This is a genomic window from Adlercreutzia muris (assembly GCF_008831045.1).
Classification (GTDB): domain Bacteria; phylum Actinomycetota; class Coriobacteriia; order Coriobacteriales; family Eggerthellaceae; genus Adlercreutzia; species Adlercreutzia muris.
This window is the reverse complement of record NZ_WAJS01000004.1, coordinates 16,363-39,025: the sequence shown is the minus strand read 5'-3', so window position 1 is coordinate 39,025 and position 22,663 is coordinate 16,363. Positions and strand designations below refer to the sequence as shown.

The window sequence follows — 22,663 nt, the reverse complement described above, 5'->3', positions numbered from 1 at the left end:
GGAAATTTCACTATCAGGGCAACATGGGTTCTCGCAGCAGGGAAGGGCAGTCGCGAAAAACCCGCCGGCGCCTCGCTAATCAGCCGTTGCCGGGAAGCGGAGGGTGAAGGTAGCGCCCTCGCCTTCCTTGCCGCCGACCTCGATGGTGCCTCCGTGACGCTGGGCACCGTGCTTCACGATGGCCAGGCCCAAGCCCGTGCCACCGGTTTCCTTCGAGCGGCTCTTCTCCAGGCGGTAGAAACGCTCGAAGATCTTCTCGCGCTTGGCCTCGGGAATGCCGGGGCCGTCGTCGGCCACCCGCACGGTAACGCCCTCCGAAGAGCCGTCCACCTCCACCCACACATGGCCACCCTCGTCGTTATAGCGAATGGCGTTCTCGATGAGATTGTGGAGCATCTGCTCCATGAGCCCCTCGTTGCCCATCACCGCGACCGGAGCGCCCTTCACCTGCACGCTTATCGCACGCTCGTCGGCGAGTTTCGCCAGGCGCCCGGCGGCGCGCTGGGCCACGCCGAGCACCTCTACGGATGCAACGACGGCTGCATCGGGCGGCAGCTCATCGAGGCGCGAGAGCGTGAGCACGTCGTCGATGAGCGCGCGCATGGCCTGGGACTCCTGATGGATGAGCCCGGCGAACCGCGGCACGTCCTCAGGTGGCACGAGGCCGTTCTCCATAAGCTCGGCATAGCCGGAGATCACCTGGAGGGGTGTCTTCATCTCGTGGGACACGTTGGCCGAGAAGTCGCGCCGCAGGCTCTCGGCGCGGGCCAGCTCCTCGTTCTGGGCCCGCAGGGTGCGCTGCTGAGAGTCGATACGGGCGAGCAGCGGGCGCATCTCGGCGTACACCGGCACCTTCCACGGGTCGGCGGGATCCACCTCGTCGAGCGGGCGCACAATGCTGGCGGTCAGCGCACGGGACACAGCAAAGGCGAGCGCCACGCCCACGATGAGCGTCGCCACCACACACACGGTCAAATCGCCGCCGAAGAAGTCGGCCATGACGGCCGCGGAGTTGGGCACCTGCATCATCGTGGCGTAGAAAATGCCCGCGAACATAAGCGTGAGCAGCGCAATGCCCCCGATGGTGAAGGTAAGGACACTCCGCAAAATGCGCCCGGACAGGCTGGGAGCGGCACCTGCGGCATCGACGGCTTCCGGCCGCCCGGCGCCTTCGACCTCGCTCATAGTGCGATCTCCCGCATCCGATATCCCACGCCGCGAACGGTGCCGATGGCCTCCTCGGCACCGGGCGCTGCCGCGGCAAGCTTCTTGCGCAGCGTCTTCACGTGCATATCCACCGTTCGCGTCTCGCCGACGAAACTTACGCCCCACACCCGCTCGAGCAGCTGTTCGCGGGTGAGGACGCGGCCCTTATGCTCCAAAAGAATGCGCAGCAGGTCGAACTCCTTGCGGGTCAGGGGCAGCTCCGCCCCGGCTGCCGTGGCCGTGCGCGCCTCGGGCGACAGGGAGATGGCCCCGCAGGACAGCCAGCCAAGTTCCTCAGCCGGAGAGCCCGACGCTCCCTGGGCGGGCCGGGCGGCGCGGCGCAGAAGCGCGTTCACCCGCGAGACGAGCTCCATCATGCCGAAGGGCTTTGCCAGATAATCGTCGGCCCCGGCGTCGAGCCCGCACACTTTGTCGAACTCGGTACCCTTGGCGGTGAGCATCATAACGGGGATGTTCTCGGTGGCTGCGTTCGCGCGCAGCTGCTGCACGAGGCTCAGGCCGCTTTCTCCGGGCAGCATGATGTCCAGCAACGCCGCGGCGGGAGCCTTCTCGCGGCAAGCCTCGATGAAGCCCGATCCATCGGGGAAGGCCCGCACCTCGAAGCCGGCGTGGCGCAGGGCATAGCTCGTCAGATCGCGAATGTGCTCATCGTCTTCTACGTAATATATGAGTGCCGGCGCAGCCATGGGAGTCCTTTCTCGTCTGCGTGCCGCATTGTATCTCATGCCGCCAGCGCGGAAGAGGCGAGGCCCCAAGTCGTCAATAAGCTGACGGGGCCTCGCCTCCAGGAAGCAGATTCTAAGCGCAGGGTGGCAGATTCCGAGGCCATTGGCCGCTGCAGAGCCTATGCCGCGGCGGTGTCGGGAGCGAAGGGGGTCTCGGCCACGGGGTTGCGCGGGCGGCGGGGGCGGCGCGGATGGTCGGGCAGCACCGCCATGACGATGCGCACCATGAGCGACACCAGGGGCAGCCACAGCAGGGTCATGGTCACGTTGAACAGGGTGTGCGCGTTGGCAATCTGACGGGCGATGACCTCGATCTCGGAACCCGGAGTGAGGGCTGCCACCACCGAAGCTGCCGGGCCGATGAGCCACACGAACAGCAGGCAACCGGACAGGTTGAAGATGCAGTGGGACAGGGCCACGCGCTTGGCATCGCGGCTCTGGCCGACAGAGGCCAGAAGAGCCGTGATGGTAGTGCCCAGGTTGTCGCCGAGCAAAATGGGAAGGGCCCCTTCCAGGCCGATGACGCTGGCACCGTCGGGGCCGGCCTGGGCGGCGAAGTTCTGCAGCACGGCGATGGTGGCGCTGGAGCTCTGCACGACCAGGGTCATGATGGTACCCACCGCCACCCCCAGAATCGGCACGCCGGTGACCTGGGCGATCATGTCGGTGAACACGGGGTTCTCGGCCAGGGGCTTCATAACGGCCCCCATGGTGTCGATGCCGAGGAACAAGAGGCCGAAGCCGAAGATGGCCGTACCGGTGAGCTTCACCTTCGACTGCTTCGCCAGGGACATGACGATGAAGCCCACGAGCACGATGCCGAGCACGTAGTCGGACAGCTTGAAGGCGATGATCTGGGCCGTAATGGTAGTGCCGATGTTGGCGCCCATGATGATGGGGATGGCCTGGCGCAGGTTCATGAGACCGGCCGCCACGAAACCGATGGTCATGACGGTGGTGGCCGACGAGCTTTGCAGCACCGCCGTGGCCACAGCGCCGGCGAGCACCGCCACCAGCGGATTCTTCGTCACCGCAGCCAGAATGGAGCGCATACGCTCGCCCGCGGCCTCTTGCAGGCTGCTGCTCATGAGGTTCATGCCATACAGGAACAAGGCCAAGCCGCCGAACAGTCCCAATCCGATTTGAAGCAGTTCTTCCACCTCTGCGTCTCCTTCTTACGGCGGCCCGCCCCTTGCGAACCGCATTTGTCGGCAGGTCGCGCCCCGGCGGCCCGTGCTCGTCTCAGCAGGGAAGGAGTATGAACCCCTATTGAGCGGCCGCCGTAAGAGCCATGTAAAATGAAGGTAAAATCACGGGCTGCCGATTACCCAAAACGACCGGCGACGTAGTCGGCGGTGCGGGGGTCGGTGGGGGTCGAGAAGATGGTGTCGGTGCCGTCCAAGGTGACCGAGCCTTCCACACGGCATCCTTCAACCAGATCGTTCATGCGGTTCAGGGTTTTCAGAAGCGTAGATTTTCCGCAGCCGGACGGTCCGATGAGCGCGGTCACCTGGTTTTCCGGGAAGGCGAGATTGATATCGCGCAGACCCTGGAAGTCGCCGTAGAACAGGTTGAGGTGCTCGACGGCCATCTTTGCGGGGGCGGAAGCGCGCGCGGATACGGGGGTGGGCGCAGGTGCGGATGCGGGAACCGATGCGGGGACGTGCGCGTGCGCGGACGCGGAGACAACGCCGGAATTAGCGGGGGCGGGCGCGAATGCGAGGGCAGCCGCAGAGGTGGTGCCGTAGGTGGTGCGTGCGGCGCCGGGGGCAGTGCGGGCAGCGCGCGCGGGCCCGGAGGCGGCACACACAACGTCGACCGAAGAGTCACCAACCGGCTCCGAAGCGCTCATCTCGTTCGCGCGTTCTTTCAAAAAGCTCGTCATTTCTTGCTCACTTCCATCTTTGTCGCCACCAACCTCATGGCGGCGTTCAGTAAAAGAACCAGGGTCAGCAGCACCACGGCCGTGGCGTAGGCCTCGTTCACATGCAGGCCCTCGCAGGCCAGGGTGTACATGTACACGGCCAAGGTGCGACAAGAGTCGAACAGGGCGAAGATGCCCTGGCCGCCGAAGTCGGGAATTTGGGCCACCGCTCCAGCGAACGCCACCAGGCGCCGCAACCGCTGCGACAAACGAGAAGTGCCGGAGGATACTTTCATGCCATTGTTCCTTTCACGTGCGCGGGGCAGTATCCCAGAACCGCCGCCCCGCAAGGCCATTCAACTTTCGAAAGCGGCCCGCAAGGGAAGGGTCGCCTCCGTGCATCCATGATGGGCCCCGCTTCGTAAAAGAACCGAGCAACACCCGTAAAGAGTCCCCGTCAGTTTTGAAAAGCTTCGGTAAAACCCCAGCGCCAAACGCCTGAAGCGCTTACTTGACTGTCATTTGGCTCGCGCGTCAATGGCAACTCCGAGCAGCTGCCCGGGCGTATTTCCAGGCGCCGCGCTTTCGCCGAGTAGATGCCAGTTGAGGGCCGAAATGGTCGGCGGCCGACGAATGCCTCTGCCATTACGAGCCTGAAGTGGCAGAAAAATGCCAGTTGAGGGCAGATATGGCAGACCACCCTCGTTCGGCCTTACCATTTCGGGGTCGAAGCGGCATTTCCGTGCCCTTCAGGCACCTTTGACATCTCTTCGGCCGCTCCGGCGTTTTTCAGATGCCGGAAAGTTACTTAATGGTGCGACTCACCGCAAGAAGGCCGGAGCGCTTGGGAGGGGACGCGCTCCGGCCAGACAGAGAGGAGAAAACAGATGAAGGGTCACGAAGAGGAGGAGAGAAATCTCGACAAGCAAGACGGCGAGGGCGACAAAACAATCTAGGCGACGCCAGTCAGCGCAGCTAACTTCGCGTAGACCTCGGTGTTGTCGTAGAAGCCGTCGAAAACTTCGGCGCCAGCGCCCATGGCGAACACGGGCACGGTAAGTCCCGAATGGGCGTAGGTGGAGAAATCGACACCCGACTTATGGTTGAGCAAATGAGTGAGAGTCACCGTGAAGGGCTCGTAGGTGCCGTAGTGGACGTACTCTTCCTGGGTCATGTCCTCCTGGTCGCCGACGCCGACGGCCACAGTTCGCTCGTAGGCCTCGCGCAGCTGCTCGTCCTCGTAGGCAGTGAGCATCAGGCTGCCCGGCTCGGCCTCGGCCGCTTGCGCGTCGGCGCCCGACGACAGCGCCGAGGCCGGCCTTTCCAACCCGAACAGTTGGGCCACATCTTCCATCGCCTGCTCGTAGGTTGCTCCGGCATCAATATAGCCGGCCACGTAATCGCTGTTGAATTTGGCATAGGAGATATTCTGCCGCGCGATGTTGGCCAGGAAAGTGTCGTAGTTGGTTTCCGCATAGCCGATGGTCAAGCCACCCGTCTCGTGGTCGCCCGTCACAACGATCAGGGTCTCGTCGGGATGGTCCTCGCAGAACGCCACTGCCTCAGCCACGCAGTCTTCCAAGGCCATCACGTCGTGGATGGCGGCGGCGCAGTCATTCGCATGGCACGCCCAGTCGATCTTGCCGCCCTCGCACATCATGAAGAAGCCAGCGTCGCCGTCACCCAGCACCTCGATGCCCTTGGCCACGTAATCGCGCAGCGACCACTCGTCGGCCGACGCATCCATCGCGTAGGAAAGCGCGTCCTCGTCGGCCAGTTTCTCCGCCACAAGCAGCGCCTTGCTACCAGCCGTGACATGGGCGGCCTCGTCGTAGGTGCGCGCCACCACGTAGCCGGCATCACGCGCCGCCTCGTACAGATCGATGCGGTTATCACTGGCGCCCGTAGGGTTGAGCAGGCCGCCGCCGGCAAAGTAGTCGAACCCGCTCGCAATAAGCTCCTGACCGATCTCGTAATAGTTCTTGCGCGACTGCTGATGAGCGTAGAAGGCCGCCGGCGTCGCATGGTTCAAATTCACGCTGGTGAGCACGCCCACCTTGTAGCCGAGCTGGCGCTTCAGTTTCTCGGCGATGGTCTCGAAGTGCTCGGAGGCGTCCGGCGACACGTTGATGACCCCGCTAGCCGTCTTGCGCCCAGAGGCAATGGAGGTGGCCGTGGAGGCGGAATCGGGGCAGAACGAGGTGCTGTCGTAGGTGTACTGGGAGCCGATGACCGGGAAGTCCATGAAGCTCACGCGCCCGATGGTCGGTTCTTCCCCGCCCTGCTGGGTGCCGTTGAAGTAGGCTGTTGCCTGAATTTGGGGGTAGCTCATGCCGTCGCCGATGAAGAGGAACACGTACTTCGGCGTTGCGGCCGCAGAGTCCCCTTGCGCCCCGCCTTCGCCGGTGGCAGCTATGGCCACCGAACTTGGCTCGTCCGAGGAGCAGCCGAGCAGCGCGCCCATGGACGCCGCTCCCGCCAGGCCCACGGCCCCGCGCAGGAAGTTGCGGCGGGATACAAGATCCGGAATCGCATCATCTATCATGAGAAGTCCTTTCTCGGGTTTCATCGTTCAGCGAACAACTCAACGATAGATCGGCACAGTAAAGCTTCGGTAAGCCGTGAGGAAAACCTTTGAGTGCTTTTCGTAAGTTCTCGCGAGGCCCGGCTCCGGCCTCATCAAGCAGTATCTTTCAGTGGCCCTTGGCCATCCGCACACCCCTCTGAGGCACGGGCTTGTTCGGCTTCTCTGCCGCCGTATCGCCCGAGATGGTGGCCAGCGAGCGCTCATAGGCGTTGAAAGCCTCCGCGACATCCCCCACCACGTAACCTTTCTTTCCCGTCGTAAAAAAGAAGGGTTAGTTCATTAACCTTTCTTTTCAAGAAGAAAGAGGCGTCGAATCTGCTTTACAGCCACGCCAAAACAAAGCGAAGGCAATTCCTGCAATAAAAACAACGATTGAGCGAGTTGAGAGAGCCCAAAAGAGCACCTCAAGCAACATTTTAGTCGATTGAGCGAGTTTTGATACCTACGGAACTCGCTCAATCGTCTTTTTGCTGCAGGAAGGCCGGAAAACTTGGAAGGGGAAGGCGTACGTAGACATGAGCATCACTTCTCTGAAAGGACAGCGAGCAACGCGATGGGGACTTCGGGGGTGAGGCATTGCAGGAATGCCTCCACGGGGTAGGCGAAACCCGTTTCGGTGCGATAGGCCATAAGGGCCAGGATACCGCCGCTTGCGTATTCGAAGACGATGCGGCGTTGAGCTTTTCAACCGAAGATCTTTCGATGAATGCGAGCAACTACCTGCCTATAGAAGACATGGAGACCGCTTACCTGCACGGCAACGAGGACTGGCACATGTTCGATTGCTACGGGCCCGTGTTCATCGGCTTTCCCAATGAAGGCAACGTGGGACTGGTGGTGTTCACCTGCATAACCATGGCCATGGTGTCGGTGGCGCTCGGCCTTCTGGTGTCGGGCTTGGCCACTACGCCGTTCCAAGTCATCCAGCTCATCTTGTTGTTTGTCGTTCCGCAAATTCTGCTGTGTGGCGCGAACCTCGCCACCGTAGGGTTCGATCTCGCCATACTGTGGGGATTTCTCGCCCTATTCTTCACCCTGGCCGCCGCCAGTTTCCGCAAGAAGCGCGCGTGAGCACCTTTCGCCTGCAAGATTCTCGATATTTCGAATGTGTCCAGCATTTCGAAGGCGCCCGCTTTTCGAATATCGCTCAAAATGCCAGTTAAGGGTCGAAATGGTCGCCGCACACAGAGACCCTCTGCCATTACGGGCCTGAAGTGGCAGAAAAATGCCAGTTGGAGGCAGGCATGGCAGAAGGGAGAATCCGCCGCTTGCCAAAGCAGGGTCGAACTGGCATTTTCTGAGGAAAAGCAAGAAGAGGGCCGTCGCTGGGACGGCCCTAGGTGCTTGGGGTGCTCGCGAAGCTTGGGAGCTTGAGCGTGGCGCCGCTACTCGGCAGACTCCGGCATCGGTACTGCGTGCTTCACGCGCTGGCTCTCCTCGGCGCGCTTGGCGTCGTTGAAGCGATCCAGGGTGCCCACCAGGTAGCCGGTGATGCGGCGGATGCGCTCGAAGGGCTGGTTGTGGGCGTCCTCGGAGCGGCCGCACTTCGGGCACACGTCCTCGATGATGCCGTTGTAGCCGCACACCGGGTCGCGGTCCACGGGGTGGTTCACGCTGCCATAGCCCATGCCGCAGTCCTTCATGTAGCGGATGACGCTCTCGAAGGCCTCCAGGTTGTCCGACGGATCGCCGTCCAGCTCGATGTAGCTGATGTGGCCGCCGTTGGTGAGCGCGTGGTAGGGCGCCTCCAGGGCGATCTTGTCGTAGGCGGAGATGTCGTAGTACACCGGCACGTGGAAGCCGTTGGTGTAGTAGTCGCGGTCGGTCACGCCGGGAATGACGCCGTAGCGCTCGCGGTCGATGCGCACGAAGCGGCCGGACAGGCCCTCGGCAGGGGTGGCGATGAGCGAGTAGTTCATGCCGCGCTCCTGGGAGACGCGGTCGCAGTAGGAGCGCATGTGGCCCACGATCTCCAGGCCGAGGCGCTGGGCCTCGGGCGACTGGCCGTGGTGCTGGCCGGTCAGGGCCACCAGGCACTCGGCCAGGCCGATGAAGCCGGTGGTCAGGGTGCCGTGCTTCAGCACGTCGCGCTGCACGTCGGTGGGAGAGAGCTTCTCGGAATCGATCCACACGCCCTGGCCCATGAGGAACGGCGCGTTGTACACGTGCTTGCGGGCCTGGATCTCGAAGCGCTCGTCCAGCTGGCCGGTCACCAGTTGCAGCTTGGAATCGAGCAGGTCGAAGAACAGGTCGATGTCGCCCTTGGCGCGGATGGCCAGGCGGGGCAGGTTGATGGAGGTGAAGGACAGGTTGCCGCGGCCGGGCGTGACCTCGCGGTCGGGATCGTACACGTTGCCCATGACGCGGGTGCGGCAGCCCATGTAGGCGATCTCGGTCTCCGGAGTGCCTTTGTAGTACTGCGCGTTGAACGGCGCGTCCAGGAAGCTGAAGTTCGGGAACAGGCGCTTGGCCGAGCAGTGCATAGCCAGCTTGAACAGGTCGTAGTTCGGATCCTCGGGGTTGTAGTTCACGCCTTCCTTCACGCGGAAGATTTGCACGGGGAAGATGGGGGTCTCACCGGAGCCCAGGCCCTCCTCGGTGGCCAGCAGCATGTTCTTGATGACCATGCGGCCCTCAGGGCTTGTGTCCATGCCGTAGTTCACCGAGCTGAAGGGCGTCTGGGCGCCAGCGCGGGAGTGCATGGTGTTCAAGTTATGCACCAGGGCCTCCATGGCCTGGAAGGTCTGGCGGTCGGTGTCGCGCGAGGCGTTCTTCTCGGCGTAGGCCACGATGCGGTCAGCCGTGGCCTCATCGGCGCCAGCCTCAACGAGGGCGGCCACCACGGCGGCGCGGAAATCAGCGTCCATCTCCAGCGAGGCGATGCTGCCCGTCTCCTCCTCGATGCGGGCGAGGGTCTTCTCGGCAAAGTCGCGGTCGTCGGCGATGTCGGTCAACAGGTCGATACCCTCGGCGATGTGCTTTTTGAACAGACGGCGGTAAGTCTTGCGCACACCCACGGCCAGGCCGTAGTCGAAGTCGCAGACGGACTGGCCGCCGTGCTGGTCGTTCTGGTTCGACTGGATGGCAATGCAGGCCAGGGCCGCGTAGCTGGAAATGTCGTTGGGCTCGCGCAGCACGCCGTGGCCGGTGGAGAAGCCGCCCTTGAACAGCTTGCGCAGCTCGATCTGGCAGCAGGTGGTGGTCAGGGTGTAGAAGTCCATGTCGTGGATGTGGATATCGCCCTCGCGGTGGGCCTTGGCGTAGCGCGGGTCGATGACGCACATCTCGTAGAACTGCTTGGCAGATTCCGAGCCGTACTTCAGCATGGTGCCCATGGCGGTGTCGGCGTCGATGTTGGCGTTCTCGCGCTTCATGTCGGAATCGGCGGCCTTTGAGAAGGTGATGTCCTTCAAAGTCTGGATGAGGCGAGAGTTCACGTCGCGCACGCGGCTGCGCTCGGCGCGATACAGGATGTAGGCCTTGGCGGTCTGCACGAAGCCGGACTCGATGAGGGTCTCCTCCACCAGATCCTGCACGCCTTCCACCGTGGGCGTGCCCTCGATGGCGCCGCTCTCAAGCTTCTCGACGACCGTCGCGGCGATCTGCTCGGCGGTGGCGCGATCCTGCATGGCCGCACAGGCCTGGAACGACTTCTCCACTGCATCGGCGATCTTCTGGGGGTGGAACTCCGCCGTGCGCCCGTCGCGCTTGATGATGGTCTTGAGCATAACCGCTGTACTTCCTTTCGTCTGTCACGTTTCCGCGCTGTGCCAACCACAACATGCAGAAGCCCGGCAATGTTTTCCCCACTGCCGGACTTCCGAAACTCCTGAGGGGTAAACCTGTGTTTCGCAATGTTTTGCGCACATGCTTTCCACAGGTTATTCACCAGCAGAACCACTATATATTGTGTTAATAGGTTCATTTGGCGGATACATATAGTACTCGCCAATGTGTTCGAGTTCAACCGAACAAGTTGTGTTTTTAGTTATTTGAAAACTACAGAAGTTTTTTCGATGAGAGGTGACGGGGCGTCAGCAGCGCAGGTTACCTTCGCGGCGGCTACTCAGATTTTCGAAATCGAAAGGACACAGAGAGCGCGGGGCACCTCAGTCGCGCCCCGCGCATGGGCCGCAAGGGCGGCTACTCCACCGCTACGTCCTGGCCCGCCACCGCAGCCGCGAGGACGCCGGTGTAGGCCGGCGTGGCATTCCCCGCAGCGCGGAGGAACTGCACGCCCGCAGCACGCAGATCGGCCGCAGCGGCCACCATGGTGTCGGGGACATAATAGGGATTCTCCGGCGTGGATCCCTGCTGGCGATCGTTGCGTTCGCGCGCCGCCAGGGTTGCCATGATACAGAGGTCGGCGCCCTGGGCCCCAAGCGTCTCGCGCACGGTGGTAGCCAGGGCAGCGGCGCGGGCAGGGGCGGAAAGCGTGGCGAAGCCGGCCACCGAGGCCCCGAACTCGGCCATGACGGCCACCGCTTCGGCCAGCGTTCCCCGGCCCGAGGCCAGCATGCCGTCGGCGGTCACGTCCACCGAGGCGAAAACTGGAGCATCGCTTACCTTGCGCAGCCCCATGAGCGCGCATTTCAGGTCATCGACCGTCGTGAAGCCATTCAGGAAGAAAGCGTCGAAATCGGCTGCGTCGAACAGACCCGCGGCGCGGGCGTACTGATCGCGGTTCTCCACAAGCGACCCCTTCGACGAGGGATCGAGCGGCAACCCGCACGGCGCAATCTCCACGAGAAGGTGCTGGGGCTTGAAGCTGCGCGGGATAGCCACCGCCGCACGGGCAAGCTTCTCGGCGGCGTCTTCCATCCCCAAAGCCGTCAGACGGGCCGGAGCGAAATCGGCCACGGGGGTAACAAGGCACTGGGGCCCCGCCGCGGTTTCCAGACGATAGGCATCCTCGATGGTCTCGGGCTCCAACAAAACGGCGAGGGCCTGATCGCGTGCGTCCTCGATACCTTGGCGACGCAAAGCCGCCTGCACGGGAGAAGCGACAACGAGCATATCTTTGAAGAAGCGCAGGGCGATATCGGCCATGGGAATTCCTTTCCGCAAAAGTTTTCCCATCTATGATACAGGAAGCGGTCGAAGATTTTCTGGAAGCTCTACCGAGGGCGAGCGGCACGCTGAACGGCGCAAACGGCGACTTGTTCGCCCAAGATGACAGTTCGCCGCCAAATTTGCGCCGTTCTCTTGGAGAGGCGATACACATTCTGGACGCGAAAACAAGTCTTGCTTTATTATTCGTATCAGCGATTTGGAAGTTCCCCTGCTTCCATCGCTCTGCTTCAATCCCCTTGAAAGCAGATGCGGCACTCGATGCCGCTACCCCCTCCTCCGGCGCGGTGAGGCACCCCTCCTCACCGCGCCACTTCTTTTCTCTGCGATCTTCGCTGGGGTTCGCGAGGGCCTCCTTAACGGCCCTTGCAACGACGGGCTTCGCCGCCACGACGGCGCGAACCCGGTGGCGCACCGCTGTGGCGGGGCGCACCCCTTCGAGCGATGTCGAATGCTCGCGACGATGAGCACGCCGGCAGGACAGTGATCGGTTCTGCCGGCATTTTTGCTCCATGGAAACTTCGCCGACGCTCGCAAGGGCCATCAACTCGTGCCCATCCCCAGATGCGCGAAGCAGAACGTGGAACTTCACCCATTCCGGGTGTACTCGTTCTCGCTGAAATAACCTATGGTCGTGAAAAACCCGTTTCCCGTTAAGGAGGCGCCGATGAGTGCTGTACCAACCGAGCCCGTTGAGACGATCGAACCTCAACCAGCCATCGTTCGCGTGAACATCCCCTTCGTTTCACGGTCGACGTCCTTTATCCCGGGCCACACCCTCACCGGAGACCGAGCGGCGCGCACACTCTACCTCGACGCCCTCGAGCAAGAGGCCCGTGCTGTCGCCCCCGATGCCGCGTCACTCGCAGTCGCCGCCTTCCGACTCGATGGCCCCATGCCTTCCGTGCTGAGTCCCGACCATCTGGGACGTCTAACCAAGACCCTGCACCAGGCGTTTTCTTGCACGCCAAGCTGTACCACGACCCTTGTGGCAACGCCCCAGACCGTTGGCACGGCCTCGCTCACCGGCTGGACCCAGGGAGCCATCAACCGCGTGGAGCTTCTCGTCGACAGTCTCGAGCCGGAAGAGCTCGACCGGCTCGAGCGACCCTTCAACGTGAACGATATCCAGAACGCCCTGCTCTTTCTGGACAAATTCCATATCGGGAACGTGGGCGTGCGCCTTATCGTGGGCACGCCGGGTCAGCAGACACCGGCCTTGCTACGCGGTCTGCGCTCCCTCGCCGGCGTCGGCGTTTCCCATTTCACTCTTGCCCCCTACTCCCACGCCTGCCTAGGCCGCACAGAAGGGACGGCCCTAGAAGAGGAGAACGTCGCCGCGGCGCGGGGGCGGCTTCGCGAATACGGTTACCTCGAATACCTTCCCGGTCTGTTCGCCCACGAGGAGCGGTTCCGCGACACCTTCGCCGTGCTCCAGGCCCGACAATGTCCCGAAATCGGCCTGGGTATAGACGCCCGGAGTTGCTTCGGGGGCCTCTCCTATGTCAACACCGACGACTACACCACCTACGTGAGCTTCCCCGACGACCCGAGCAAGACGGTCGTGGCCGTAGAGAGCTGCCCCGCAGGCTAGTCTTCGCTCCGCTCCTCCCGGTCGGAGGAGCCGACCATGCGACGGCGAACCAGCTCGATGAGTTCTTGCTGGCTGTGCACGTGCACCTTCGCGTAGAGATTCGAGATGTGGGTCTTGACGGTGTTCTCAGACAAAACAAGTTGCTCGGCGATGACCTTCCTGTTACGCCCCTGGGCGAGCAGGGGGAGAATCTCTCGCTCCCGTTTGGTCATGCGCGTCTCCGCCGCGAGGAGCTCGCAGGCATCGGCCATATCAGGCTCCGAGGAGAGCTGAGCGGGCTTGACGATTCCCCAACTCTCATAGGGCGAGCTGCTGTTGCTGAGGTACAGGCACGCCAGGAGCAGGACGACGACCATTACCACGGCGTCCTCCCGCCCGAGTCCGAACAGGCGCGTATCCACTGCGATGAGACCCAGCGCCTGCCCCGCTGCCAGCACGGCCCCCACGAGGGCGAACAGCCACCGCACCATTGCAGGAGACTCAGCTGTGAGGTAGGCACCCAGAACCCACAGTGAGACGAACGCAGCATAGTAGCCGGCAAGGCAGAGCACGAAGCCCACGAACAGATTGCCCCCCAAAGCTACGAAGGCGAACCCACAGGCGAGAATGGGAATGTCCACCTGGTAGATAATATGATTGTAATCAAGGCGGCCGCAGAGGATCGTGGCCGCTGCCACCAGGGCAGCGAGGGGAAACCCGAGCGCGGAGAGGGGGTTGAACACGCTGTGCCCGGTGTTAGTTTCGGAGAGGACCCCCTGAAGCATCCCCAAGGCAATTCCGACGAGCAGAAGGGTCGCGGCGAACTGAAGGGGCATGCGCGCCGTCTCCCGGTGCCGGCTCACACGCAGGCCGTCTTTCGCGGCGAGCCAATCGTAGAAGGACGGCATGGCTACGAGAAAGGCGACCATCAGGCCCTCCCTCATCTGGCCCGGCGTGTAAAAGAGCACCATCTGCAAGGGCGAACACAGAAGGAGCCCGGCCACAGCGGCCACCGATACGACCCGCGGCCGCAGCGCCCCCTCCATACCGAAAAGCGATCCGATCTCCATATAAAGATAGGCGCTCGCAACTCCCATTGCCACCGACTGCACGAAGAACGCCGGTCCGGCCACCTCTCCATCGAACGAGCCGTCGACGATATCCATGGCGAGAATGACGAGACCGAGGAATAGGGCCGCCGCATATCGCTGGATCTTGCGGGCCCGCGGCGCCGCCGGCGCGGTGCTTCTCCGCACAAGGAAGAGAAGGAGGCCGGCAACCACCAGGCTGACAAGGAGCACCACTCGGGAAGGAATGGCCCACGATCCTATTTCAACCACCAGGTTCGTAGGGCTCTGAGATATGACCCAGTTCCATGTAAACAGCAAGCCGAGGACTACGCAGAGCGGCCCATCGATGCTTCTTCTCGCTCTCCTCGAAAGCACTCGCCCCTCCCAACCTCACGACTTCGAACTTCCGTCGAGCTCTTCTCCCATCTTAGCACTGCGCTCCGAATCGGCCAGATAGCCCACGCCCAACCCCTTCACCCCGCTCGGGTGAATTACCGTGTTTCGCAGCGTTTCGCTCTGACTGGGTGCTCTTTCGCTCGAGAAAACATGGGAAAAGAGAGGAGCGGCCTCGAGTCGCGAAAACAACGAGCTCCCCGCCTGGGGAGGGGGTACGACAAAAGGAGATGAACATGGAGAGGACACTTTCCCGCCGAGACTTTCTGGTGGGTGCCGCTGCGGCAGGTGCCGCGCTGGGCATCGCCGGCTGCACGCCGCAGGGCGGCGATGTGGTGGCGAAAACCGAAGACGTGAAGGCTCCCGACACCGGCGGCGAGGCCGAGGGCGGCAAAGGTGGCCCGGGGGGTCCGGGCGGCCCGGGCGGCGCAGCGGCCGATCCCACGCCCTTCAGCGGGCTGACCGAGGACGGCCGTGTGCGCGGTTACTGCGGACCGGGCGACTGGCTGGGCGAGGCGCCCGTCATCGCCGAGGACGAGATCGTGGAAACACGCGACTACGACGTTGTGGTGCTCGGTGGCGGCCACGCGGGGCTGATGGCGGCTTGCGGTGCGGTAGACGAAGGCGCCACGGTAGCGGTGGTGGAGATGCAGCCCTGGTCCAGCTATGTGGACGAAGAGGGAACCTCCGGCACGAACCTCGCAGGCTGGTATGGCGAGGACATCGGACACGTGAACTCCCAGTTCCTCATCGACCGCGGCTTCGGCCCCTACAACACCGGAGAGATCACGGCTGAGTTCTGCAAGCGCGCCGGCGGCCGCGTGAACCCCGGCCTGCTACGCAACTACGTGCAGCAGTCAGGTCCGATGTTCGACCGCTACAAGGAGATTTACGACTCCTACGCCGACGAGCGCAAGAAAAACGACAGCGCTGTGTACATGAAGGACACTATGGTGGTGATCGATGGCGAGCCCGTCGCTGACGAAGGAACCTTCGACATGTCCAACATGTTCGAGTACCCCCTGTGCAACACCCAGGCTGCCTGGAGCGGCGCCAACGTGGAGTACCCCATCTCCTGCGGCGGCTACAAGACTTGGCCCTGCAACGCCCAGTTCTACGGCTACCAGGGCAACAACATCGAGTACGTACATAAGTACATCGTGAAGCACACTCAGGAGAACGGCGCCGACTGGCTCTTCGAGACCACCGGCATCGTGCTCACGCAGAACGAGAACGGCGATGTGACGGGCCTTATCGCCCAGGGCAAGGACGGCTACATCCAGCTGAATGCCGCCAAGGGCGTCGTGCTGGCCGCCGGCGACTTCATCGGCGATCCGGCCATGTGCTGGGCGCTGCTCAACGAGGGCATGGAGTGGGGCGAGCGCAGCGGTGCCACCGCCGACGACTGGACCCAGACGGGCTTTCGCGTCGGCGCAGCCCATAAGATGGGCTGCTGGGCTGGCGGCATGATCGAGCCGAGCCCGCGCGGCTGGATGGGCCTGGGCGGCGGCGCAAGCGGCCCGTGGGGTACCACCCCGATGCTCATGATCAACTCCGAGGGCAAGCGCTTCTGCAACGAAGGGGCCATTCCCCAGCTCACCCAGGTGTGTCTGCGGCAGCCCCATGGCCTGTGCACATGGGTGTCGGACGCCAACTGGAAAAAGATCGTCGGCGCCGCCCCGCTCGATCACGGCGCGCCGAACTTCGGCATGGACGACTATATGGTGCAGCTAGAGGCCGACATGGCCAAAGTGGAACTCGGTAACCCCGAGGGCACCGAGGTGGTCGGCGCCAATCTCGCCGAGCGCAAAATGATGAAGGGGACGGTATTCGGCGCCAACACCCTCGAGGAACTCGCAACCCTCCTCGGCTACGAGGGCGATGCGGCGGCCGAATTCCTTAAGAGCATCGAGCACTACAACGAGCTGTGCAAGTCCTCCAACGGCGACACCGACTTCGGCAAGGACGCGGCCTACATGGTCCCGATCGAAACGCCTCCATTCTACGGCGGCAAAGGCCAGCTGTCCCACAGCTCCAGCCCCATGATGGTGACGCTGTCGGGCCTCGTGACCGATGAGACCCAGAACGTGCTGACCACCGATTGGAAGCCCATCAAGGGCCTCTACGCCGCGGGCAACTGCTTGGGTGGGCGCTATGGCTTCGGCTATAGCACCCCCATGGCGGGCAACTCGGTCGGCATGGCCATGACCCACGGATGGCTGGCCGGCCAGACCGCCGCAAAGCTCTAGTCCGTTCTGCGCGGCCCTCCCCCCCTCCCTCCAAGGACCGCGCCGAACATATACCGAGGCCCCGCAAACTCCTCCGTTTGCGGGGCCTTCCTTATGCGAATCGCAGCTGCAGCCGCAAGCTTATTCCTCGGCGGCACACCCGCAGCCGCAGGATTCGCCGGACGCATGGTCGTGGGCGCCGCAGCACTCGTCGCCGGCATCTTCCCCATCGTCCCCAGCGGCGGCGTACTTCTCGTCGATCTCGTCGGCGGCGTAGGAGAGGGGCTCCTTCAGGGCCTCCATGAAATTCGGAGCCTCGCCGATGTAGGCCGGCTCGGCCTCGAAGGTGAAGTTGCCATCGTCGTCGACCGTATACAGATAGGCCACCGCATAGCCGTCCTCGGCGCCAGGCTGGCCGCCCTCGGCGATGATGGCATCCTTCACACCGTCGTCGGTCTCGATGTAGCCGTCGTAGCAGAAGGCGTAGCCGCCGGCGCCGCGGGCACCGCGCACGTTAGCCTCAGCAGCCGCGAAGCACTCCTCGGCGTTCTCGCCGGGATGGGTTTCCAAGAACAGGTTGTCCTTCACGATAAGCGCGGTGAAGGGAACGAGGTCCTCGCCGCCTTGCAGCTTCTCCTTGCCCTCGTCCAGGGCGAACACGAGCACCCGCTCGAGCTCCTCGGGAATCTCGGGGACATCGGTGCTGTCGTTTTCAATAGTACGGTCGGCCACGGCGGGCCTCCTTTCTCAGTTGGGAATGCGGCGCGGCGACGTTGCCGACACCGGCGCTCCTTGATGCATGCCCGCAGTGTACCGCAGCTTCCTTGACTGGTCGGCCACAAGGCGTTGACAAACGGGTGGTGCGCCCCAACCAATCGATGAGGGCGAAGATAATTTTCAGCAATGTATTAGTAGGTTGGGAAGTCTTGCCACCCATGATCAAACGTGCGATCGCATATCTCTCCGTGATCCTCGCCATCTTCGCGCGGGACGTGAAGCGCGTTATGCGCAACCCTGTGGCGCTGGTCATCGTGCTGGGCATGATCGCGATGCCGTCGGCCTACGCCTGGTACGTGGTGGTGGCGAATTGGGACCCCTACAGCAACACCGCCGCCATGAAGGTGGCCGTGGCCAACGAGGATGCGGGCTGCGACAGCCCCGAGGCGGGACGGCTGGACGTGGGGCGCAGCGTGGTGGATCAGCTGCACGACAACCATGATATGGGCTGGGAGCTCACCGATCGCGAAAGTGCCATCAACGGCGTCTACGAGGGAAAATACTGGGCCGCGCTTGTGATTCCCGAAGATTTCAGCGAAGACTTCGCCAGCGTGCTCACCGGAGATTTCACCCAGCCCACGCTGGAGTACTACGTGGACGAGAAGCCGTCGTCCATCGCGCCGAAGGTGACCGACGCGGCGGCTACGGCTATAGAGCGATCTATCAACGAGAGCTTCGTGAAGACTGTGGCAGAGAAGGTGGTGGATGCCACCCAGGAGGTCGGCGCCCACGCTGAGGACAGGGGCGATGCCGCTGAGAGCAGCTTGACCAGCGGCATCAGGAGCGCGCACGACACCATTGCTGAAACGCGCTCCACCTTAGGCGAGCTCGTCGGCACCGTGGGCGACACCCGCGAAGCGGCCCGTCACGCCGACGACACGCTCGCCAGCCTGCAGGATGAGGTGCCCCGTCTGTTGGAGGCTGTCGGCCAATCGGAGAAGCTGCTGGCCAGCGTGCGGAGCACCGCGAACACCTACGGAACCGCACTTTCCCAGGAAGCCACCGACGGCGCGCTGCAGCTTTCAGCCGCCGCCACCCGAACGCAGCGCGCGCTCGGCGCCATAAGAGGAGACGTGGCAGCCGCCGAGGCGGCCACGCGGACGGCACTCGCCGCAGCCGAGGAGCTGCTTGCCGACAACCAGACGCTCGTGGACGATCTGGCGACGCAAGCCGGTGCGGCCGGCGCCGACCCCGCCGTAACCCAGGCGCTCGCCGAGGCGCGCTCCGCCAACAAGCGCCTGACCGCCACCGCAGGCGCCCTGCGCACTGCCAATGACGACCTGGCCTCCACGGCCGCGGCGCTGGAAGGCGAAGCCGATGCGCTCGACAAGGTCGCTGGCAAGGGGGCCGATGCCGTCCGCGGCGCGGCGGGCACATTCCAGAGCAGCGTGCTGCCCGACCTGACGAGCAGCCTCGATGCGCTGGTAGAGGCCTGCGGCACCCTGGAAGGGGCTCTGCGCGGCCTGTCCCCGTCCCTTGACCAGGCGCGCTCGCTGCTCGCGGAGCTGGGCGACACGCTGGAATCCTCCCAAGCCTCGCTAGCGACCACCTCCGATTCCCTGGCCACCATGGAGGACAACCTCGCCCGCTCGCTCACCGACCTTAGCTCCCTGCAGAACTCCGCGGCCGTGAAGAGCCTAGCAGAATATCTGAAAGCCGATCCCGCCGAGATCGGCAGCTTCATGGCGGCGCCCGTGGCCCTGGACACACAGCTTGTGTACCCCGTGAGAAACTATGGCAGCGGCGTGGCGCCCTTCTTCACAAACCTGGCGCTGTGGGTGGCCGGCTTCATTCTCATGGCCATGGTGAAGCTGCGGGTGGATCCGGAGGGACTGCCGGAGTTCACCGCCGTGCAGGCCTACTTCGGGCGCTGGCTGTTCTATGTGGTGTGCGGCCTGGCCATGGGGTTTGTGTGCTGCGCTGGCGACCTCGTGCTGGGCATCCAATGCGAGAGCCCGGCGGCCTTCATCGGGGCGGGCCTGCTCACCGTGTTCGTGGACGTGAACCTCATGTTCGCCCTGTCCTACGCCTTCCGTCACATCGGCAAGGCCGTGGCCGTCATCCTGCTTATCGTGCAGATTCCCGGATCCTCGGGCATGTTCCCCATTGAGATGATGCCCGACTTCTTCCGCTTCATCCACCCGATGCTGCCCTTCACCTACTCTATCGATGCCATGCGCGAGGCCATCGGCGGCTTCTACGGGATGGACTACTTGTACGACATGCTCTGGCTGGGGCTCCTGTTCGTGCCGCTCGGCTTCTTCATCGGTTTGGTGGTGGGCCGCTCCGATTTCAACCTGAACCTCATGTTAGACGAGAAGCTCGGCGCCACCGACCTGCTGCTGGCCGAGCCGGTCACTCCCACGGCAAAGGCCGCCGGAGAGACCCGCGGGCATTTCCGCACGCGCACCCTTATCCGCGCCCTGTTGGACACCGACACGTTCCGCCACACGCTTGTCGCGCGGGCCGAGCGCTTCCGGCGGCGCTATCCCCTGCTACGACGCATCGGGTGGGCGGCCCTCATAGCGCAGCCGGCCATCACCTTCGCCATTATGGTGCTGGTGCACGCCGACGTGAACACGCGGGTGCTGATGCTCATGGCCATGGTGGCGGGCATCATTGCCGTGGACGCCTACCTCATTATCATCAGCTACCTGGACGCCAACCTTACCCGCCAGCTGGCCCTGGCGAACCTGAGTGCAGCCGACCTGCAGGAAAGGGCCTCGCAGGCGACGGGAATCGCAGCAGAGAAAAAGTTCCGGGAGGGCTCCGGATGTTCTGGCCGAGCGAGCTCCGAGAGCGTCGAAACAGCCCCGTGGGCCGCTTCGATGAGCGAGAGCTGTCTGAGCGAATCGGAATGCCCGGAGACCTCCCGCCCCGAAAAGCCTTCGGGTGGTGATTCCGCATGAGAATGATCTGGGAAATCTTCTCCGGTGACGTACGGAACCTATTCAAGAACGTCATCGCCGCCATTGTGGTAATGGGTCTGGCCCTCGTGCCGCCCATGTACGCCTGGTTCACGACCCTGGGCTTCTGGAACCCCTACGACAACACGGGCAATATCGAGGTGGCGGTGGCCTCTCAGGACGAGGGCTACGCATCCGACCTGCTGCCATCGCGCATTAACGCCGGCGACCAGATCATCGCGAAGCTGCGAGCCAACGACAAGTTCGACTGGCAGTTCGTCAGCGCCGACGAGGCCGTGGCGGGGGTGCGATCGGGCGAGTACTACGCGGCCCTTGTCATTCCGAAGGAGTTCTCGGCCGATCTCATGACGGTGTTCTCCGACGACATCGCCGAGCCCAAGATCGTCTACTACGACAACGAGAAGGAGAACGCCATTGCCCAGCGCGTAACCTCCACGGGCGCGAATACCCTTCAGGAGACGATCGACGAGACCTTCACGGAAACAGTAGCGTCGGTGGCGCTGGACACTACGAGCAGTCTCACGTCGTTCATGAGCGGCGAGGGCATCCTCGCCTACGGGCAGAGTCTTGGGAATCGGCTCGATGAGGCCATCGGCGAAGTGGAGGCGGCGGCCGATCAGGCCGGGGCCTATGCCGATCTGGTAGGCTCCACCGACTCGCTCGTGACGGCCACCGGCTCCATCTTGAAGGAGGCCGCCGACGCACCGGACGAGACGGCGCCTTTGGTGAGCGAGGCACGCGACGGCCTGGCAGACGCCCAGATGGGCCTGGCCAGTGCAGCAGATGCAGCGCAGAAGGCGCTCGACGCTGCCGATGCGAGTTACAGCGCCGTGTCCCAAGCGGCCGATACCGCCTTCGCCACTATGGAAAGCGACCCTGTGGCCGCCCGCGAGGTGCTCGCTGCCACCGCAAGCGATGTGCAGTCGCTGCAGCAGGCCTACCAGTCGATGCGCGATACGCTGGCCGCAGCCGACCCGAGCAGCCCGGCCCTAGCCGCCCTCGATCGGGTCATCGCGCAGCTTGGAACCTTGGAGGGAAGCCTGCAAGCCGCCGAGGCGGCGATCGGCAAGGACACCGCCTCACTCGATGAGGCGCGCCAAAAGGTGACCGATGCCATCGGGAGGGGGAAAGAAACGCTCGATGCCTCAAGAGCCACCTACAACGATCAGCTGAAGGGCGAGCTCGAGAGCCTTTCAGCCAGTCTGCAGAAGGTGGGTGACGACACCTCGACGCTGGCGGCCTCCCTGCAAAGCACCGCCGCGGGTCTCGGCGACTCCACCGACTCCCTCGGCTCGAGCCTGCATGCGGCCGAGGAATCCCTGCGCAAAACGGCCGACACGCTGCGCGCCGCCGCCAGCCAGCTGACCCAGGCCCGCGACGATCTGCACCAGGCGCTGAGCGCCGGCGACATCGACGAGGTACGGCGCATCATCGGCAACAACCCGGCCGCTATCGCCCAATTCATCGCCGCTCCGACGAAGCTGGAGCAGCACACCGTGTACCCCATGGCCGACAACGGCAGCGCCATGAGCCCCTTTTATACATCGCTCTGCCTGTGGATCGGCGCCATCTTCATGGTGGCGCTCATGAGCGTGAACGTGTCTCCTACGCGCCAGCAAGCGCTCGCGAGGAAGCTCGGCCGCGCGCCCCGGCCGGCCGAGCTGTACCTCGGCCGCTACGGCGTATTCGGACTGATCGGCCTGGCCCAGGCCCTTGTCGTGGGGCTCGGCAACGTGTTCTTCCTCGGCGTGGAATGCGAGCATCTGGTGCTGTACCTGGCCGCCTGCTGCCTGGCTTCCGTGGTGTTCACGAGCCTCGTGTACACCCTTACCGTCAGCTTCGGCAACATCGGCAAGGCCATCGCCATCATCGGGCTGGTGCTGCAGCTGGCCGGCTCCGGCGGCCTCATGCCCGTGCAGATGCTGTCGGCGCCGCTGTTCGATGCCATCTACCCCTGGCTGCCCTTCGCCCATTCTATGCCCGCGCTGGAAGGAGCCATGGCCGGCATCTACGGCAACCAGTACCTCGTGCAGATGGGCCTGCTGGCCGCCTTCCTCGTGCCGAGCCTCATCCTGGGCCTCGCCTTGCGCCGCCCTGTTGTGCGCCTGAACAACTGGGTGCTCGCCAAGCTGGCCGAGACGAAGTTCCTGTAGATCGCGCAGTCCTAGCCGCAGCGAGCGAGGGCTATCAGGGCAGCCATCTCGGCGTCGCCGATCCTTCCG

The 22,663-nt window shown here is 63.6% G+C and carries 16 protein-coding genes; 5 read left to right on the top strand and 11 right to left on the bottom strand.

Annotated elements, in window-relative coordinates; all coding sequences use genetic code 11:
- Positions 1–75: 75 nt before the first annotated feature.
- From F8D48_RS01965 to F8D48_RS12075, 7 genes are all read right to left on the bottom strand, one after another.
- Positions 76–1,185, bottom strand: coding sequence for a sensor histidine kinase (locus F8D48_RS01965; RefSeq protein ID WP_151429747.1), 1,110 nt, complete (start codon positions 1,183–1,185; stop codon positions 76–78).
- Positions 1,182–1,913: a response regulator transcription factor gene (locus F8D48_RS01960; RefSeq protein ID WP_151429746.1), complete on the bottom strand. Its 732-nt coding sequence runs from the start codon at positions 1,911–1,913 to the stop codon at positions 1,182–1,184. Before F8D48_RS01960 ends, F8D48_RS01965 begins: the two co-directional genes overlap by 4 nt.
- A 158-nt stretch (positions 1,914–2,071) precedes the next feature.
- Positions 2,072–3,112, bottom strand: coding sequence for a Na/Pi cotransporter family protein (locus F8D48_RS01955; protein ID WP_151429745.1), 1,041 nt, complete (start codon positions 3,110–3,112; stop codon positions 2,072–2,074).
- A gap of 164 nt (positions 3,113–3,276) precedes the next feature.
- Positions 3,277–3,837, bottom strand: coding sequence for an ATP-binding cassette domain-containing protein (locus F8D48_RS12305; protein ID WP_276489824.1), 561 nt, complete (start codon positions 3,835–3,837; stop codon positions 3,277–3,279).
- Complete coding sequence (locus F8D48_RS11765) at positions 3,834–4,112, bottom strand: hypothetical protein (RefSeq protein WP_205717307.1); 279 nt, start codon at positions 4,110–4,112, stop codon at positions 3,834–3,836. Before F8D48_RS11765 ends, F8D48_RS12305 begins: the two co-directional genes overlap by 4 nt.
- Before the next feature lie 656 nt (positions 4,113–4,768).
- Positions 4,769–6,361 (bottom strand): alkaline phosphatase, encoded by a 1,593-nt coding sequence (locus tag F8D48_RS01940; protein WP_205717306.1) that lies wholly within the window; start codon positions 6,359–6,361, stop codon positions 4,769–4,771.
- A gap of 148 nt (positions 6,362–6,509) precedes the next feature.
- Positions 6,510–6,641: a hypothetical protein gene (locus tag F8D48_RS12075; RefSeq protein WP_022926615.1), complete on the bottom strand. Its 132-nt coding sequence runs from the start codon at positions 6,639–6,641 to the stop codon at positions 6,510–6,512.
- A gap of 464 nt (positions 6,642–7,105) precedes the next feature.
- Here F8D48_RS12075 and F8D48_RS01935 point away from each other — a divergent pair, with 464 nt between their 5' ends.
- Positions 7,106–7,474, top strand: a complete 369-nt coding sequence (locus F8D48_RS01935) for a hypothetical protein (RefSeq protein WP_151429744.1) — start codon at positions 7,106–7,108, stop codon at positions 7,472–7,474.
- A gap of 314 nt (positions 7,475–7,788) precedes the next feature.
- Here the strand turns inward: F8D48_RS01935 and F8D48_RS01930 are convergent, their stop codons facing one another.
- Positions 7,789–10,131, bottom strand: coding sequence for an anaerobic ribonucleoside triphosphate reductase (locus F8D48_RS01930; RefSeq protein ID WP_151429743.1), 2,343 nt, complete (start codon positions 10,129–10,131; stop codon positions 7,789–7,791).
- A gap of 415 nt (positions 10,132–10,546) precedes the next feature.
- On the bottom strand, positions 10,547–11,452 hold the full coding sequence (locus F8D48_RS01925; protein WP_136435084.1) for a homocysteine S-methyltransferase family protein: 906 nt from the start codon (positions 11,450–11,452) through the stop codon (positions 10,547–10,549).
- Positions 11,453–12,461: 1,009 nt separating this feature from the next.
- Here F8D48_RS01925 and F8D48_RS01920 point away from each other — a divergent pair.
- Entirely contained in the window at positions 12,462–13,067 is a 606-nt protein-coding gene (locus tag F8D48_RS01920) for a radical SAM protein (RefSeq protein ID WP_151429742.1), read from the top strand.
- On the opposite strand, the gene F8D48_RS01915 is transcribed toward F8D48_RS01920, so the two are convergent.
- Complete coding sequence (locus tag F8D48_RS01915) at positions 13,064–14,386, bottom strand: helix-turn-helix transcriptional regulator (protein ID WP_151429741.1); 1,323 nt, start codon at positions 14,384–14,386, stop codon at positions 13,064–13,066. The two genes, F8D48_RS01920 and F8D48_RS01915, sit on opposite strands and share 4 nt — an antisense overlap.
- A gap of 359 nt (positions 14,387–14,745) precedes the next feature.
- Between F8D48_RS01915 and F8D48_RS01910 the strand changes: the two genes are divergently transcribed.
- Positions 14,746–16,758 carry an FAD-binding protein gene (locus tag F8D48_RS01910; RefSeq protein WP_135970142.1) on the top strand — a complete coding sequence of 671 codons (2,013 nt, stop codon included), beginning with the start codon at positions 14,746–14,748 and terminating at the stop codon, positions 16,756–16,758.
- Positions 16,759–16,878: 120 nt separating this feature from the next.
- Here F8D48_RS01910 and F8D48_RS01905 read toward each other — a convergent pair whose 3' ends face one another.
- Positions 16,879–17,469 (bottom strand): hypothetical protein, encoded by a 591-nt coding sequence (locus tag F8D48_RS01905; RefSeq protein ID WP_240806173.1) that lies wholly within the window; start codon positions 17,467–17,469, stop codon positions 16,879–16,881.
- A gap of 203 nt (positions 17,470–17,672) precedes the next feature.
- Between F8D48_RS01905 and F8D48_RS01900 the strand changes: the two genes are divergently transcribed.
- Positions 17,673–20,423 carry a YhgE/Pip domain-containing protein gene (locus tag F8D48_RS01900; protein ID WP_170272691.1) on the top strand — a complete coding sequence of 917 codons (2,751 nt, stop codon included), beginning with the start codon at positions 17,673–17,675 and terminating at the stop codon, positions 20,421–20,423.
- Positions 20,420–22,594, top strand: coding sequence for a YhgE/Pip domain-containing protein (locus F8D48_RS01895; RefSeq protein WP_151429739.1), 2,175 nt, complete (start codon positions 20,420–20,422; stop codon positions 22,592–22,594). The genes F8D48_RS01900 and F8D48_RS01895 overlap by 4 nt, the downstream gene beginning before the upstream one ends.
- The last annotated feature ends 69 nt before the right edge of the window (positions 22,595–22,663 follow it).

Coding starts and splice junctions, on each gene's coding strand:
- F8D48_RS01965 (WP_151429747.1), bottom strand. CDS start 1,185: ATGAGCGAGGTCGAAGGCGCCGGGCGGCCGGAAGCCGTCGATGCCGCA.
- F8D48_RS01960 (WP_151429746.1), bottom strand. CDS start 1,913: ATGGCTGCGCCGGCACTCATATATTACGTAGAAGACGATGAGCACATT.
- F8D48_RS12305 (WP_276489824.1), bottom strand. CDS start 3,837: ATGACGAGCTTTTTGAAAGAACGCGCGAACGAGATGAGCGCTTCGGAG.
- F8D48_RS11765 (WP_205717307.1), bottom strand. CDS start 4,112: ATGAAAGTATCCTCCGGCACTTCTCGTTTGTCGCAGCGGTTGCGGCGC.
- F8D48_RS01940 (WP_205717306.1), bottom strand. CDS start 6,361: ATGATAGATGATGCGATTCCGGATCTTGTATCCCGCCGCAACTTCCTG.
- F8D48_RS01935 (WP_151429744.1), top strand. CDS start 7,106: ATGAATGCGAGCAACTACCTGCCTATAGAAGACATGGAGACCGCTTAC.
- F8D48_RS01930 (WP_151429743.1), bottom strand. CDS start 10,131: ATGCTCAAGACCATCATCAAGCGCGACGGGCGCACGGCGGAGTTCCAC.
- F8D48_RS01925 (WP_136435084.1), bottom strand. CDS start 11,452: ATGGCCGATATCGCCCTGCGCTTCTTCAAAGATATGCTCGTTGTCGCT.
- F8D48_RS01910 (WP_135970142.1), top strand. CDS start 14,746: ATGGAGAGGACACTTTCCCGCCGAGACTTTCTGGTGGGTGCCGCTGCG.
- F8D48_RS01900 (WP_170272691.1), top strand. CDS start 17,673: ATGATCAAACGTGCGATCGCATATCTCTCCGTGATCCTCGCCATCTTC.
- F8D48_RS01895 (WP_151429739.1), top strand. CDS start 20,420: ATGAGAATGATCTGGGAAATCTTCTCCGGTGACGTACGGAACCTATTC.